At 36.1% G+C, this 13,432-nt stretch carries 16 protein-coding genes and 1 tRNA gene; 7 read left to right on the plus strand and 10 right to left on the minus strand.

Annotation, left to right across the window (positions count from 1 at the left end):
- Positions 1–101 precede the first annotated feature (101 nt).
- Positions 102–545, plus strand: coding sequence for a hypothetical protein (locus LB465_RS03365; protein ID WP_224467000.1), 444 nt, complete (start codon positions 102–104; stop codon positions 543–545).
- A gap of 71 nt (positions 546–616) precedes the next feature.
- On the opposite strand, the gene LB465_RS03370 is transcribed toward LB465_RS03365, so the two are convergent.
- The 4 genes from LB465_RS03370 to LB465_RS03385 all read right to left on the minus strand — a co-directional run bounded on the left by LB465_RS03370 (position 617) and on the right by LB465_RS03385 (position 3,687).
- Entirely contained in the window at positions 617–1,036 is a 420-nt protein-coding gene (locus tag LB465_RS03370) for a hypothetical protein (protein ID WP_224467003.1), read from the minus strand.
- Positions 1,037–1,252: 216 nt separating this feature from the next.
- Positions 1,253–1,825: a hypothetical protein gene (locus LB465_RS03375; protein ID WP_224467005.1), complete on the minus strand. Its 573-nt coding sequence runs from the start codon at positions 1,823–1,825 to the stop codon at positions 1,253–1,255.
- A 181-nt stretch (positions 1,826–2,006) separates the two neighbouring features.
- Complete coding sequence (locus LB465_RS03380) at positions 2,007–3,269, minus strand: Y-family DNA polymerase (protein ID WP_224467007.1); 1,263 nt, start codon at positions 3,267–3,269, stop codon at positions 2,007–2,009.
- A 1-nt stretch (position 3,270) separates the two neighbouring features.
- The gene (locus LB465_RS03385) at positions 3,271–3,687 is read right to left on the minus strand and encodes a LexA family protein (protein WP_224467009.1); all 417 of its coding nucleotides are present in this window, start codon (positions 3,685–3,687) and stop codon (positions 3,271–3,273) included.
- Positions 3,688–3,754: 67 nt separating this feature from the next.
- On the opposite strand from LB465_RS03385, the gene LB465_RS03390 reads away from it, so the two are divergent.
- On the plus strand, positions 3,755–4,480 hold the full coding sequence (locus LB465_RS03390) for an SOS response-associated peptidase (RefSeq protein WP_224467011.1): 726 nt from the start codon (positions 3,755–3,757) through the stop codon (positions 4,478–4,480).
- Positions 4,481–4,788: 308 nt separating this feature from the next.
- Here LB465_RS03390 and LB465_RS03395 read toward each other — a convergent pair.
- Positions 4,789–4,862 (minus strand) — tRNA-Met (locus tag LB465_RS03395).
- Positions 4,863–5,043: 181 nt separating this feature from the next.
- On the opposite strand from LB465_RS03395, the gene LB465_RS03400 reads away from it, so the two are divergent.
- Entirely contained in the window at positions 5,044–5,433 is a 390-nt protein-coding gene (locus tag LB465_RS03400) for an START-like domain-containing protein (RefSeq protein ID WP_224467014.1), read from the plus strand.
- A gap of 51 nt (positions 5,434–5,484) precedes the next feature.
- A complete protein-coding gene (locus tag LB465_RS03405) occupies positions 5,485–6,330 on the plus strand; it encodes an aminotransferase class IV (protein ID WP_224467016.1) in 846 nt (281 codons plus the stop codon).
- On the opposite strand, the gene LB465_RS03410 is transcribed toward LB465_RS03405, so the two are convergent.
- The 5 genes from LB465_RS03410 to LB465_RS03430 all read right to left on the minus strand — a co-directional run bounded on the left by LB465_RS03410 (position 6,327) and on the right by LB465_RS03430 (position 10,860).
- A complete protein-coding gene (locus tag LB465_RS03410; protein ID WP_224467018.1) occupies positions 6,327–6,887 on the minus strand; it encodes a YqgE/AlgH family protein in 561 nt (186 codons plus the stop codon). The genes LB465_RS03405 and LB465_RS03410 overlap by 4 nt on opposite strands.
- A gap of 122 nt (positions 6,888–7,009) precedes the next feature.
- A complete protein-coding gene (locus LB465_RS03415) occupies positions 7,010–7,282 on the minus strand; it encodes an HU family DNA-binding protein (RefSeq protein ID WP_006990442.1) in 273 nt (90 codons plus the stop codon).
- A 185-nt stretch (positions 7,283–7,467) separates the two neighbouring features.
- On the minus strand, positions 7,468–8,415 hold the full coding sequence (gene fmt / locus LB465_RS03420) for a methionyl-tRNA formyltransferase (protein ID WP_224467216.1): 948 nt from the start codon (positions 8,413–8,415) through the stop codon (positions 7,468–7,470).
- Positions 8,415–10,316 carry a RecQ family ATP-dependent DNA helicase gene (locus tag LB465_RS03425; protein ID WP_224467020.1) on the minus strand — a complete coding sequence of 634 codons (1,902 nt, stop codon included), beginning with the start codon at positions 10,314–10,316 and terminating at the stop codon, positions 8,415–8,417. Before LB465_RS03425 ends, fmt begins: the two co-directional genes overlap by 1 nt.
- Positions 10,317–10,326: 10 nt before the next feature.
- Positions 10,327–10,860: an AAA family ATPase gene (locus LB465_RS03430; protein WP_224467022.1), complete on the minus strand. Its 534-nt coding sequence runs from the start codon at positions 10,858–10,860 to the stop codon at positions 10,327–10,329.
- An 84-nt stretch (positions 10,861–10,944) separates the two neighbouring features.
- Here LB465_RS03430 and LB465_RS03435 point away from each other — a divergent pair, with 84 nt between their 5' ends.
- The 3 genes from LB465_RS03435 to murA all read left to right on the plus strand — a co-directional run bounded on the left by LB465_RS03435 (position 10,945) and on the right by murA (position 13,403).
- Positions 10,945–11,238, plus strand: coding sequence for a DUF493 family protein (locus LB465_RS03435; protein WP_224467024.1), 294 nt, complete (start codon positions 10,945–10,947; stop codon positions 11,236–11,238).
- Positions 11,239–11,425: 187 nt separating this feature from the next.
- Entirely contained in the window at positions 11,426–12,073 is a 648-nt protein-coding gene (locus LB465_RS03440) for a DUF4290 domain-containing protein (protein WP_224467026.1), read from the plus strand.
- A gap of 16 nt (positions 12,074–12,089) precedes the next feature.
- Positions 12,090–13,403: a UDP-N-acetylglucosamine 1-carboxyvinyltransferase gene (gene murA, locus LB465_RS03445; RefSeq protein ID WP_224467028.1), complete on the plus strand. Its 1,314-nt coding sequence runs from the start codon at positions 12,090–12,092 to the stop codon at positions 13,401–13,403.
- Positions 13,404–13,432 lie beyond the last annotated feature (29 nt).

Raw genomic sequence — 13,432 nt, forward strand, 5'->3', positions numbered from 1 at the left:
TTCGTTGCGATGACAGTAGGGCAAGGGGGAAGTGAGTTATCTCTCTGTTTAAATTACAAATTGAACAAAATCATATAAATTTTAAATTGAATTCTTAACAAATGAAAAACTTATTACTTCTTCTCTTAGCAATTCTATTTTATTCCTGTTCTTCTGAAGATGAGCCTTCAAACCAAATTGTAGGTAGCTGGCAGTATCAGGGAATAACAGAATTTACAGAAGAGGGGGAAACAATTGAAAGAGATCCTGCACCATGTACGGAAAATACTATCATCACTTTTAGTAATAATGGGAGTTTCAAGTCTGTGGAATATACATTGGACGGTGGTACTGGAGCGTGTATTATAAATGAATTTGCTACCAGTGATGATCTCCATTGGGAAGAAATTTCTGATGGAACCTATAAAATATTTAGTGCTCGTGCCGGTACAGAATATGAAATCTCCTTCCCCGATAATAGTACGATGTGGATGATTTCGGGAGGGGCTTACACAAGGGATGGCGTAAGCTATAAGCATAAGGCATCTGTTTACAAAAAGATTTAAGGTTAGGTCATATGAGATTCTGATAAATCAGGTTGACCTTGTAGTGTTTCCGGTTTCTGCGTGTCTCAATCTTAACCAAATTTAATTTTTACCGGATCTCCCTGGCCAGTTTGCATTTCTTCAAGGTGCAACCTTATTTGGATCTCTTCATTGGTTGTAGAGGAACGGTAATAATAATCTATATAAAAAAGTTGCTCCTGTTCCTCCGGTAATATAATCGTTACTTTACGCTTGCTCCTATTTTGACATTGTAATATAAGTCTGTTATCTACAAATTGGATTTCCTTAATATTTAAAACTTCTATATCCTTGCCTCTTTGAGTTTCGGTTACAATGGTTACCTCATTTGGTTCGAAAACAATTCTACGGTTTATTTTTTCAAATTCAGATCTATAAATGTTAGGATAAGTTTCAGTAAAAGGAGAGTAATAAACTTCCTGTCCTCGAAGGAGAAATGGTGTAAATATTAATATTAGGCAAAGAATTCTCATTCTCCTAAAGTTATAATATTTAACTGATTAGAAGGGTAGTGGTACTTAAAACTCTATGAAAAATTTTTAATAAGGAAGTTTACCTTTTTTAACTACACCTTACCCGAATAATCTCATCAAACTTATTGGTATACCGATCTGAAAGACAGTCTTGTTTCATTTTACAAAAACGACCAGGATCCATTCCATAAATTTTACTTTCTGTTTTTGAGTGATTTAAAGCCTTTTGTAGATTTGGGATCCACTTCTAAGGACTTTAACAGGTGTTCCATTTTCAGTAAATACATGCTGTTCACTAATCCTTAATTCCATTCTGTTCGCTGAAAGATCTTCTATTACAAAAACTGAGAAATTCATAGGAGTAACTTCTTTTGGGTTAGGAAAACCGGGAAAACCGGTTGGATCTTCTTCTGGGTCAAACCAATAATCATCATAACTAAAGTTACCATTATTTGATAAACCTTCAATTGCAATCTCCTTGGTAACCGATTCATCTTCCATAGAACTTAAATTAAGAATATAATTTCCTTTAATAGTCCAGTTATTTGGTTCAGTTTTAATTTCAAGTTTTAAATCTATATCATCTGCTACCGCATTATAATTATTAGGAAATGACGACTCTTTGTTGGAGACAGTAGTGATATTTTCATAGTAATATTCCTCTAATTGCCATTCACCCTCAATTCCTGGAAACCGTTCGGTGGGTGGGGTTGGAGAAACATCATCTTTGGAACAGGAAAAAAGAATTGTAAAAGTTAGAAAGAATAGAGAAACTTTAAGATTATTCATTTTTGGATTGTTTAATCTCATCTAAAATACGGTTAGTTAGTAATTTTCCAAAATATAGGGCTAGTTCAGAGAAAAAACCAAGGAATAATTATTAAGTTTAGATGTTTAATCAGATAAACCATAAATTAATCTGGCAATAATCTAACCTAATTATTGAATTCCCGACCATCTTCACTTTCACCTAATTTCTACACTTAACCCGAATTATTTCATCAATCCTACTGGTAAAACGATTTGAAAGACGTTCCTGTTTCATTTTCCAGGTACGGCCAAGATCCATTCCGGCAAATTTTACTTTTCCGTTTTCGGTTTTGTTTAATCGATCTATGGTTTTCATAAGGATATGATGCCGGGGGTCTTCCGCAGAAAACAATGAGAGCTGCCGTTCAGAACCTGGTGTAATTCCCATAATAATTACTCCGGCTTTTTTGTACTGGTAACCGGGTTTAAAAATCTTTTTAAGGCCATATAAAGCAGCCTTGGTTAACACCATAGTGGAATTGGTTGGTGAGGATAGTTTCACTACCATATTGGCACGATACTGCTTCAGGTCGGTTCTAAAAGGATTGGTAATTAAAAACACATAGACTAAAGTGCAATTTGAATCTTGCTTGCGAAGTTTGGCTGCAGCTTTTGCGGCATAAGTAGCTACCCGCTCCCGAAGATCGTCGAACTCGCTGTACATTTTCTCAAAGCTACGAGTAACCGCGATGTTCTTTTTGTTCTTTATTTCTTCAAAATCCAGCGTACTTTCACCAGATAAGTCCCGCTTTAGTCTTAAACCCACCACGCTCATTTTTTTCAGGGTATATTCATTGGGCAACTGAATAAAATCCCAGGCGTTTTTTACATTTATATCAAGTAATCTTTTTTCGTGCTGCCGACCAATACCCCATACATCGCCAATCTTTGTCCAGCGAAGTGCTTTTTCTTTCTTTTCCTCGGAGTCAATGGCGTAAACATTACCGGTGCGCTCGGTAAATTTCTTGGCGATCTTATTGGCAATTTTGGCCAGGGCTTTGGTAGGAGCCAAGCCAACACTTATGGGAATACCGGTTTGCCTGAACACACTGTTCACCATTTCCTTACCAATTCGCTCCAGGTCGTATAATTCAAAGCCATTAAACTTTAAAAAAGATTCATCTATGGAGTAGATTTCTATATCAGGGGTGAATTGAGAAAGAATATTCATAACACGTCCGCTCATATCTCCATAGAGGGAATAATTACTGGAAAAAACAGAAATTCCATTAGCTTCAAAATCTTTTTCAAATTGAAAGGCCGGTGCGCCCATAGGAATGCCCATTGCCTTAGCTTCATTACTTCGCGCAATTACGCAGCCGTCGTTATTACTAAGCACAACAACCGGTTTATTCCGAAGGGAAGGATCAAATACCCTTTCACAACTCGCATAGAAATTATTGCAATCTACCAGGGCAAACATATTATAAATCCTTTATGCAGTGAGTGACGATTCCCCAGATCACAAAATCATTTTCCCTGGTGACTTTAATTGGCTGATACTTTTCATTTTCAGCTACAAGCCATATAATATCCTTTTCAATTTTAATACGCTTCACGGTAAATTCACCGTCTAAGAAACATACCGCGATGTTATCATTTTTTGGTCTTAAACTTTTATCGATTACCAAAAGATCACCATTACCAATTCCGGCACCAATCATACTATCGCCTTCCGCCCGGCCAAAAAAAGTGGCCTCTTTATTCTTTATGAGTTGTTGGTTAAGATCAATGATATCTTCCAGATGGTCATCTGCAGGGGAGGGAAATCCCGCAGAGATTCCATTGGTAGAAAGCGGCATTATAAGGTTATGTAAAGAATATTTTTTGTAAATTTTCATAAGCTAAGATTGGAAAACAAAATTAGGCAAAAATCCATATAATTGGATATAATCCAAATTTAAAATTATGTGTTACGAAACCAGCCTTACTAAATCATTGGATTATATCGAAGAAAATAAAGGAGTTGAGCTTTTATATTATGGGACCTATGAACCCTATTATCATGTATCGGGCTATACTCATCCCAACCTTTTTTGCTTACCAATTGAAGATCCTTCACATATATATCCAATGGAGTGGTGGGGGTTGCTTCCTAATAAGCCAGATTTAGATATTATTAATTTCCGACAAGCCTATAATACCTTAATAGCAAAAGGAGAGAACCTGATGAAATCTAAAACAAATAGGGAACCAGCAAGAAATAGACGTTGTTTAATTCTAGCGGACGGATTCTTTGAGCCCCACTACCCAAACAATAATTTTAAAGCCAGTCCAGTTCCAAAATATTGTTTTCTTGAAGGAAGAAAGCTATTTTGTATTGCTGGAATATATAATGACTTTGATGATGAATACTGGAATGTAAGCTTGGTAACCACTCAAGCGAATGATGTATTCTCCAAAATTAATAATAAAGAAAAGAGGATGCCCCTGGTTTTAGATCCTACTTTTGAAGATGAATGGCTCCGTAAGGATTTAGCAGATAAAAGTATTCTAGAACTGGTGAAACACGGATTTATAAGGGAAGAATTTAAATCACATACTGTAGCCAATTTCTATGGAGCTGATTTTAATACCAACACTTATGAAATTCTAAAACAAGTAGAGGAAAACCCTAACCTTTTTAATGAGTAAATTATCTTAGTTTTAATATTACCAAAACACAAAAAAACCCACCGCTTAGTTCAATAAACTGGTGGGTTTTTTAATTAGCTTTCTGTGAAGCCAAATTTCTAAGATCTACTTTCAAAAATCTTGAACAAATTTATTCTTCCATTATTTTTTTAGAATCTAATTTTAAAAGTTTCAAGAGGTTTTATTGCAAATGAAATCATCTGCAATGAACATTAATGAAATTTTAAAAAAGTCTTAAAGTTGTACCTATGTTGTACCTGGGAAAAGAAAAAGGGATTTCTAAAAATCGAAACCCCTTATTTTACTAGTAGCGAGACCGAGATTTGAACTCGGGACCTCCGGGTTATGAATCCGACGCTCTAACCAACTGAGCTACCTCGCCGTATTTTCTGTAAGCTGGCTATTGGCCTGACTTTACAAGCATTCTAGGTGATTGTGAATGCGGGTGCAAATATATAAACATTTTGTATTGTCGCAAACATTATTTTCTAAAATATTTAATTTGTTTTCTTTTTATCCTTCCAATTAATATCTATATTGCCCGAAACTAATTAAATCTAAAAATGGAAGATAAGATAAAGTACGAAATGGAATTTCCCATTCAGGCTTCTCCTTCATTGTTATACCAATATATATCAACCCCTTCAGGATTAAGTGAATGGTATGCAGATAATGTAAATTCACGGGGCGAATTGTTTACTTTTATTTGGGAAGGAAGTGAAGAGAAGGCCAAATTGGTAAGCAAAAAGAGTGACGAGCGCGTAAAATTTAAATGGCTTGATGATGAAGACACTCCGTATTTTTTTGAAATAAGAATTCAGGTAGACGAAATTACCAAAGATGTTTCTATAATGATTACCGATTTTGCTGAAGATGATGATGAAATTGAAGAAGGCAAGATGCTTTGGGAAAATATGATTTCAAACCTTAAACAGGTGCTGGGATCGGTTTAATATTCCTAAGATAAACATTACCTTTGCCCCGTTCTAAAACGGGGCTTTTTTATGATAAATCTAAACGGAAAATTAGTACAAGACAAACAGGCATCACTGTCAATAACCAATCGAGGATTTGCTTATGGAGATGCGGTTTTTGAAACCATTCGTGTAATTAGCGGGAAAATAATGTTCTGGGAAGATCATTATTTTAGACTAATGGCTTCTATGCGTATAATGCGTATGGAAATTCCTGCGAATTTTTCTCCTGAATTCCTTGAAGAGGAGATTCTTGATCTGGTTAAAGAAAATGACTTAGATACTACTGCGGCCCGCGTAAAATTTTCAGCTTACAGAGAAGAAGGAGGCTATTATAGACCTACTACCCGTGAAATAGGATTTATAATTACTACAGAAGAACTTTCTGACGCATTTTATTTGCTGAATGAAAATGATTATGAAGTGGAGCTTTTTAAAGATCATTATGTAACCAGCGGCTTATTCTCTACAATTAAATCGAACAATCGCGCGATTAATGTTTTGGGGAGTATTTTTGCTTCTGAAAACGGGTATGAAAACTGCTTCCTGATTAATGAAAAGAAAAACGTGGTTGAAGCTCTAAACGGAAATTTATTTCTTGTGAAAGGAGATAAGATTAAAACACCACCTCTTACCGACGGCGCTTTAAACGGGATTACTCGTAAGAAATTGCTGGAAATTATTAAAACCTTGCCTGAATTAACTTTAGAAGAAACTTCAATATCTCCCTTTGAACTTCAAAAAGCTGATGAATTGTTTATAACCAATGTCGTTACAGGAATTCAACCGGTAACAAAATACAGGAAAAAGAAGTTTGAAAATAAAGTTGCAAAAGACCTGCTTTCAAAATTAAACGTGAAAGCAAGACTGGGTTAGTTATAGCTGGGATTTTCTGGAGCGTTAGACCATAACAGATATTCTCCGCCAAGTTGCATCATTTTATCCTTCCAGAAAGAGCGGTAAGGTCGTTCTATAATATCTTTAGGATCTTCATTTGTGGTTACAATCCAGGCGTGGGAGTTTAATTCCTCATCCAGTTGATTGGCATCCCAACCCGAATATCCCAGAAAGAACCGTATCTCTTTTTCACTAATTAAATTTTGATTAATTAATTCTGTTACTACATCAAAATTACCACCCCAATAAATCCCATTAGCAATTTCTACACTTTGTGGAATAAGATCTGGTATTTTGTGAATAAAGTAAAGATTGTCCTGTTCTACTGGCCCGCCATTATAGATTTTAAAATTTGAAGAAAGGTCGGGAACAAGATCTTTTAAGGTAAAGTCCAATGCTTTATTAAGTATAAAACCTACAGAACCTGCCTCAGAATGATCGGCAAGTAAAACCACAGAGCGGTTAAATGCCACATCTCCTATTATAGATGGTTCTGCTACCAATAGATGGCCTTTGGTTGGTTTTAAAGCAATCATTTTAGCATTGTTTTTATCTAAGCTACCATTAATTTGAAAAAAAATCAAATTAATACTTAAAATATTTTCATTAAAAAAGCCCCCCAGCTGGGAGGCTTTCAATGTTTTACTAATATAAATTATTAGTTTACAGCTTTTTGTAAATCTGCACCGGCCTTAAATTTAACTACATTCTTAGCAGCAATTTTAATGGTTTTTCCGGTTTGTGGGTTTCTTCCTTCACGGGCAGCTCTTTTAGAAACTGACCAAGATCCAAATCCTACTAGAGAAACACGATCTCCTTTTTTAAGAGACTTTTCTACGTTTTCTAAGAAAGATTCTAAGGCTTTTTTTGCTGCTGCTTTTGAGATTCCAGCATTTTCAGCCATTGCATCAATTAAATCTGTTTTGTTCATAATTTGAATTTTAAATAAATTGTTGGTTAAACATTCTGTTAAATTGCTTTACAAATTTATATGGAATTCTCGGCCGTGCAAGTAATATCAAGGGAAATGCCGGATTTTGTTAATAAGTCGGCCATTTTGTTAATAAACAAGTCCGATTTTAGTTGATTTTTATCCGTTTCAGCAACCATAAGGCTTTAGACGAATTTTGCCGTTTCCGAAAAATTATATCCGTTTAAAAGTGATTTTACATCCATTTTTCGCTTTCCGGGAAGTTGTAATTCTTCAATAATTAGATAACCGCCCTGTGCCGCTACCTTTAGCATTTTATCTTCAACAATTATACTTCCACTTTCTAAAGAATGACTGACTACTTCTTTTTTGCAGTGATAGATCTTTACTTTTTCTTCTTTTCCATCGTTAAACAAAATACTCCAGGCTGCCGGATAGGGATTTAGCCCGCGAACTAGGTTGTAAATCTGATCTAAAGAATCGCTCCAGTTAATCTTTGTATTCTCCCTGTCTAACTTGGGCGCATCTTTTAGTATTTCATCCGAGGGCTGTGGAGTAGGAGATAGGTTGCCTTTTTCTATAAGCTGAAGGGTTTCTACCACCAGTCCAGATCCAAGTTTCATTAGTTTATCGTGAAGTTCGCCAACGCTTTCTTCAGGAGTGATGTTTATTTCCTTCTGAAGGATCATCGCGCCGGTATCTATTTTTTCATCTAAGAAAAATGTTGAAACGCCTGTTTTTGTTTCATTATTAATAATAGCCCAATTTATTGGTGCAGCACCTCGATACTGAGGGAGTAGGGATGCGTGTAGATTAAAAGTGCCATATTCCGGTAAATCCCAAACAACTTTTGGCAACATTCTAAAAGCGACCACTACCTGTACGTTAGGCTCAAGAGCTTTTAAATCTGAAATGAAATCTTCATTCTTTAAATTTGTAGGTTGTAAAACCTTTAAACCTTTGCTTACTGCAAATTTCTTCACTGGACTTTCCTGTAATTTTCTTCCGCGGCCCGCTGGTTTATCGGGAGCTGTGATTACGCCAACTACATTATAATCGGCTTTTAGGATGCTTTCCAGGCTGCCCACGGCAAAATCTGGCGTACCCATAAATACTATTCTTAATGATCTCATCATTTATTTATTTTGTAAATATTCCCTGATTTTCGGGAAATTAATTCTTTGTCTATTAACAAGCGCAAAACTTCTAAAACCTGTTCTTCAGGATAATCTATGGCTTCGGTGAGTTCTCGGGAAGAAGCATCAGAGGTTTTTAAAGTTTTCATTATTTCTTTGTAAATCGCATTTTTAAGTTCCCTGTTTAAGGGCTCAGCTTGTTTTTGGCAAATTGAACAGATACCACAGTTTTCTTCTTTTTCTTCTCCAAAATATGCCAGGAGCTGTTTGCTTCGGCAGATTTTATCATTTTTTAAATAATCTAGAACCGAATCAATTTTTTCCTTTTTAGATTTATTATGTTGCTTTATATATGGCGCCAGTGGAAAAATAACCAAATCGTCTTCCCTGGGAACCAAAAATAAAACGGTAGCATCATGTTCAGCAAAAACATATTCCAGCGCCTGGTCTTTTTCCAGCTCCTCGAGAAATTTAAGCGCTTTTTTCTGATCGATATTTGATTTTTTACAAATCGAAGCCAGGTCTATCGCAGTTTTATTTTCCAGGATTCCGCCGTAAGTCCGTAAAAGGGCTTTTACAAAGCTTTCATATTTCTGATTTTGATCTAAATAATACTGTAGTTGCTTGCCTGAAATCGTAAAATGAATGCTGGTTTTTTTATGAAATTCCTTTGAAAGCTTCAAGACGCTGCACCGATCTAAAAGCTGAAGTACCTCGTAGGTTTTTGAAAAGGAAAGCTCGTATTGGGCACAAAATTTAGAAAAACTAAAATTATGTTCGGTTTCCTCCCCTTCACCATAAGCGATCCTGAAATAAGTATTCAGTTTTTTATAAACCAGTTTTACATCTTCCAGTTGTGGTAAATTTGCAAGAAACTGATTCTTTAAAACCGGAATATCGCTTTTATTGGTAAGAATAGTTGCGACAGCTTTTTCGCCATCCCTACCTGCGCGACCGGCTTCCTGAAAATAGCTTTCCAATGATTCCGGTAGATTTAAATGAATTACCTGCCGAACATCGGGTTTGTCTATTCCCATTCCAAAAGCTGTTGTAGCCACCATTATGTGATGCTTGTTTTCCAACCAATCACTTAACCTTTTGGTTTTTTCTTTAGGTTGCAATCCGCCGTGAAAAGCATCAGCTTTATAGCCTTTTTTGTTTAATAAATCTGCGATTTCCAGGCTTGCTTTTCGGCTTCGCACATAGATAATGGCCGCTTCATTTTTATCTTTCAGCAATTGGTATAAGCGATAATATTTGTCTTCGGCTATTAAAACATTGTAAGCAATATTCGGTCGATAAAAAGAATCTTTTAAAACCTCAATATCTTCTAATTCCAGTTCTTTCACAATGTCTTTTACCACCGCGGGAGTTGCGGTAGCGGTAAGCGCAATAAAGGGCGTTTCTGGTTTTAAATCTTTTAAGAGCGAAATATTGCGATAAGCTGGTCTAAAATCGTGACCCCATTGTGAAATACAATGCGCTTCATCTACAGCGATAAGGTTAACGTTCATCAGTTTAATACGTTCCTGTACTAAATCTTGTTGTAGTCTTTCAGGAGATAGATACAGAAATTTATAATTTCCGTAGATACAATTATCAAGGGCGGCGTCAAGGTCGCGATAGGCCATCCCGCCAATTAGGGCCATAGCTTTGATTCCTTTTTGTTGAAGCGCGTTAACCTGATCTTCCATTAGGGCCACCAGGGGAGAAACCACTATGCAAATTCCATCCTGAATTAAGGCCGGGATTTGAAAACATAGTGATTTCCCTCCGCCAGTTGGCATTAAGGCCAACACATTCTTTTGCTCCAGGAGTTTTTCTATAATAGGTTCCTGTAGCGGCCTGAAGGACGAATGTCCCCAGTATTTTTTTAATATGTAGTGCGCGTCCTGCAAATAGCCTGGATCAAATTTGATTTAAAATAAATGAAGTCCTGTCAATTATCGAGGTTTTTGGAACTTCAATAGGGGTGTAGCCGTAAGTCTTGTAGGTTTTAAAAAGATGTTTAGAAATTAGGCTGGCTTCTTTAAAAGATTCATAGCGCTCGTTGTCGCTTTGATAAATTTCCTCCCAGGGTGGTAAAAAGAATATCTTATCGTAAGAATATTCTATACAAGCATCGGTAAAGTAAGAGGAATATTCAGTCTTAAAATAATCCATATAAGCTAGTACATCGGGCAGACCACGATCTATAAATATGATTGAAGCAGGAATCATATCGGCTTCGCGATGCTGAATTTTTCGGCCTTCCAGCAATTTTTCGCTAAAGAGCAAAGGTTTTTCAAGGAATAACTGGTCTATTCCCTGTTTTTGGGCTTCTAAAGTTACCTGTCTGGAAATTTCATGAAGACATTCGTGCCCACGTTTTTCCAACTGGCGGATTATAGAAGATTTTCCGGTACCGGGACCGCCGGTAATTACTATTTTCTGTTTTTTCACGCTGCAAATTTCGACATTTGAAATTGATTATAAAAATGTATGCAATCCATGTATCTTTGCAGCCTAAATTTAAGTTAGAAAATTATGAGTGGAGAGAAAGATCAGGAAGAGTTTTATAACAAATTAAGATCACAATTACAAGACACATCCCTGTGGCCATCTGAGTATCTTTATAAATTTATAGTTCCTACAAAATCGAATCAGGTGAAAATTATCGATGAGATTTTTAATAATATGGGGGCGGTAATTACTACCAGGAAATCAAAAAAGGGAACTTATATAAGTACTTCGGTTAATGTACGCATGAAAAATCCAGATGCGGTAATAGAAAAATACAAAGAAGTTGCAAAAAAGGTAGAGGGCGTAATCTCCCTTTAATTTTAAATTCTGAATTTTTTATCTATCCCGATAATATTTAGTATTTTGCAGCGATTAAATTCTACAATAAACTACCTTGGGGTTGAGCCTTCGAGGCATTAAATGGAAGAATTTTTAATTTTGGGACAAACCTCAGTATATTTAAGACTCGATTATCGAGTAAAGTATCACCTTATAAATTTCAATTTTGACACACGCATTAGAATATAATTCCGAAAGGAAACACTTAATTATTCCCGAATATGGGAGACATCTTCAAAAAATGGTGGAAGAAGCCGTTGAAATTGAGGATGATAAAGAACGAAACCAGGTTGCAAAATCTATAATTGCCGTAATGGGTAATATGCAACCACATCTTCGTGATGTACCCGATTTTCAGCATAAATTATGGGACCAATTATTTATAATTAGTGATTTTAAGCTTGATGTTGAATCACCTTTTCCAAAACCTACCAGGGAAATGCTGGCAGAGCGTCCTGAAATGTTAGGTTATCCTCAGAATTTCCCAAAATATCGTTTCTACGGAAATAATATTAACCGAATGATTAATGAGGTTAAAGATTGGGAAGAAGGCCCTTTAAAAGAAGGTTTGGTATTAACCATTGCCAACCATATGAAGAAGTCTTATCTTAACTGGAATCGTGATACTGTAGAAGACGAGATAATCTTTGAACATCTTCGTGAACTTAGCGGCGGGAAAATTAATTTAAAAAACGCCGATGAAGATCTTAGCGATGCTTCTAACCTTATTAGAAATAAGAAAAAGCATACCAGTAAAAACAATAATCCTAAAAAATCCAACCGCAAAGGTGGAGGTGGCCGTAAGCGCTATTAAATAATATTTTACTTTCATGGGAACTTTCCAAATTGAAGGCGGGCAGCAACTTAGTGGTGAAATTCAGCCGCAAGGAGCCAAAAACGAAGCCCTGCAAATTCTTTGTGCCGTATTATTAACTTCTGATGAAGTTGTTATTAATAACATTCCAGATATTCTGGATGTGAATAAATTAATTCAGCTTCTGGAAAATCTGGGAGTTAAGATCAAAAAACTTGGAAAAGGAAGTTATTCTTTTAAAAGTGACGATCTGGATTTAGATTATTTAAGCAGTGATCAGTTTAAAAAAGACGGTAGCGGGTTACGAGGATCAATTATGATCGTTGGACCATTACTGGCAAGATTTGGTAAAGGATTTGTTCCGAAACCGGGCGGCGATAAAATTGGTAGAAGGAGACTTGATACGCATTTTGAAGGGTTTATTAAACTGGGCGCAAAATTCAGGTATAATAAAGAAGAACGTTTTTATGGAGTTGAAGCTCCAAACGGACTGAAAGGTGACTATATGCTCCTGGAGGAAGCTTCGGTTACCGGTACCGCTAATATTGTAATGGCTGCTGTTCTTGCTGAAGGAACTACAACCATATATAATGCTGCCTGTGAACCTTATTTGCAGCAACTTTGCAATATGCTCAATTCAATGGGCGCAAAAATTACCGGCGTAGGTTCTAATCTTTTAACTATTGAAGGAGTAGATTCTTTAAAAGGTTGTGAGCATAGAGTTTTGCCTGATATGGTTGAAATAGGTTCCTGGATTGGTATGGCCGCTATGACCAAAAGCGAAATTACCATTAAAAATGTTCGCTGGGATATGTTAGGGATTATTCCAACTACTTTTAGAAAATTAGGAATTACTATAGAACGTAAAGGGGACGATATTTTTATTCCCGCGCATAAAAATGGTTATGAAGTACAGAGTTTTATAGATGGTTCAATAATGAATATTAGCGATGCACCCTGGCCGGGTTTTACACCGGACTTATTGAGTATCGTTTTGGTAGTGGCAACACAGGCTCGAGGAAGTGTACTTATTCATCAAAAAATGTTTGAAAGCAGATTATTCTTTGTGGATAAGCTGATAGATATGGGCGCTAAGATTATTCTTTGTGATCCACACCGGGCTACGGTAATTGGGCACGATTTCAAGTCGCAATTAAAAGCTACCACAATGACTTCACCGGATATCAGGGCAGGAATTTCCTTATTAATTGCTGCACTTTCTGCAAAAGGAACTTCTACGATCCACAATATCGAACAAATAGACAGAGGTTACGAAAATATAGATGAACGCCTTAAAGCACTTGGTGCAAAAATTGAGCGGGTTGCTTAAGGTTCAATTTTGAAATAAAATAAAAAGTT

Source organism: Salegentibacter lacus (assembly GCF_020164555.1).
Lineage (GTDB): Bacteria > Bacteroidota > Bacteroidia > Flavobacteriales > Flavobacteriaceae > Salegentibacter > Salegentibacter lacus.

Bases quoted from the DNA above. Each gene is read 5' to 3' on its own strand.
- LB465_RS03365 (WP_224467000.1), top strand. From the start codon at position 102: ATGAAAAACTTATTACTTCTTCTCTTAGCAATTCTATTTTATTCCTGT.
- LB465_RS03370 (WP_224467003.1), bottom strand. From the start codon at position 1,036: ATGAGAATTCTTTGCCTAATATTAATATTTACACCATTTCTCCTTCGA.
- LB465_RS03375 (WP_224467005.1), bottom strand. From the start codon at position 1,825: ATGAATAATCTTAAAGTTTCTCTATTCTTTCTAACTTTTACAATTCTT.
- LB465_RS03380 (WP_224467007.1), bottom strand. From the start codon at position 3,269: ATGTTTGCCCTGGTAGATTGCAATAATTTCTATGCGAGTTGTGAAAGG.
- LB465_RS03385 (WP_224467009.1), bottom strand. From the start codon at position 3,687: ATGAAAATTTACAAAAAATATTCTTTACATAACCTTATAATGCCGCTT.
- LB465_RS03390 (WP_224467011.1), top strand. From the start codon at position 3,755: ATGTGTTACGAAACCAGCCTTACTAAATCATTGGATTATATCGAAGAA.
- LB465_RS03400 (WP_224467014.1), top strand. From the start codon at position 5,044: ATGGAAGATAAGATAAAGTACGAAATGGAATTTCCCATTCAGGCTTCT.
- LB465_RS03405 (WP_224467016.1), top strand. From the start codon at position 5,485: ATGATAAATCTAAACGGAAAATTAGTACAAGACAAACAGGCATCACTG.
- LB465_RS03410 (WP_224467018.1), bottom strand. From the start codon at position 6,887: ATGATTGCTTTAAAACCAACCAAAGGCCATCTATTGGTAGCAGAACCA.
- LB465_RS03415 (WP_006990442.1), bottom strand. From the start codon at position 7,282: ATGAACAAAACAGATTTAATTGATGCAATGGCTGAAAATGCTGGAATC.
- fmt (WP_224467216.1), bottom strand. From the start codon at position 8,415: ATGAGATCATTAAGAATAGTATTTATGGGTACGCCAGATTTTGCCGTG.
- LB465_RS03435 (WP_224467024.1), top strand. From the start codon at position 10,945: ATGAGTGGAGAGAAAGATCAGGAAGAGTTTTATAACAAATTAAGATCA.
- murA (WP_224467028.1), top strand. From the start codon at position 12,090: ATGGGAACTTTCCAAATTGAAGGCGGGCAGCAACTTAGTGGTGAAATT.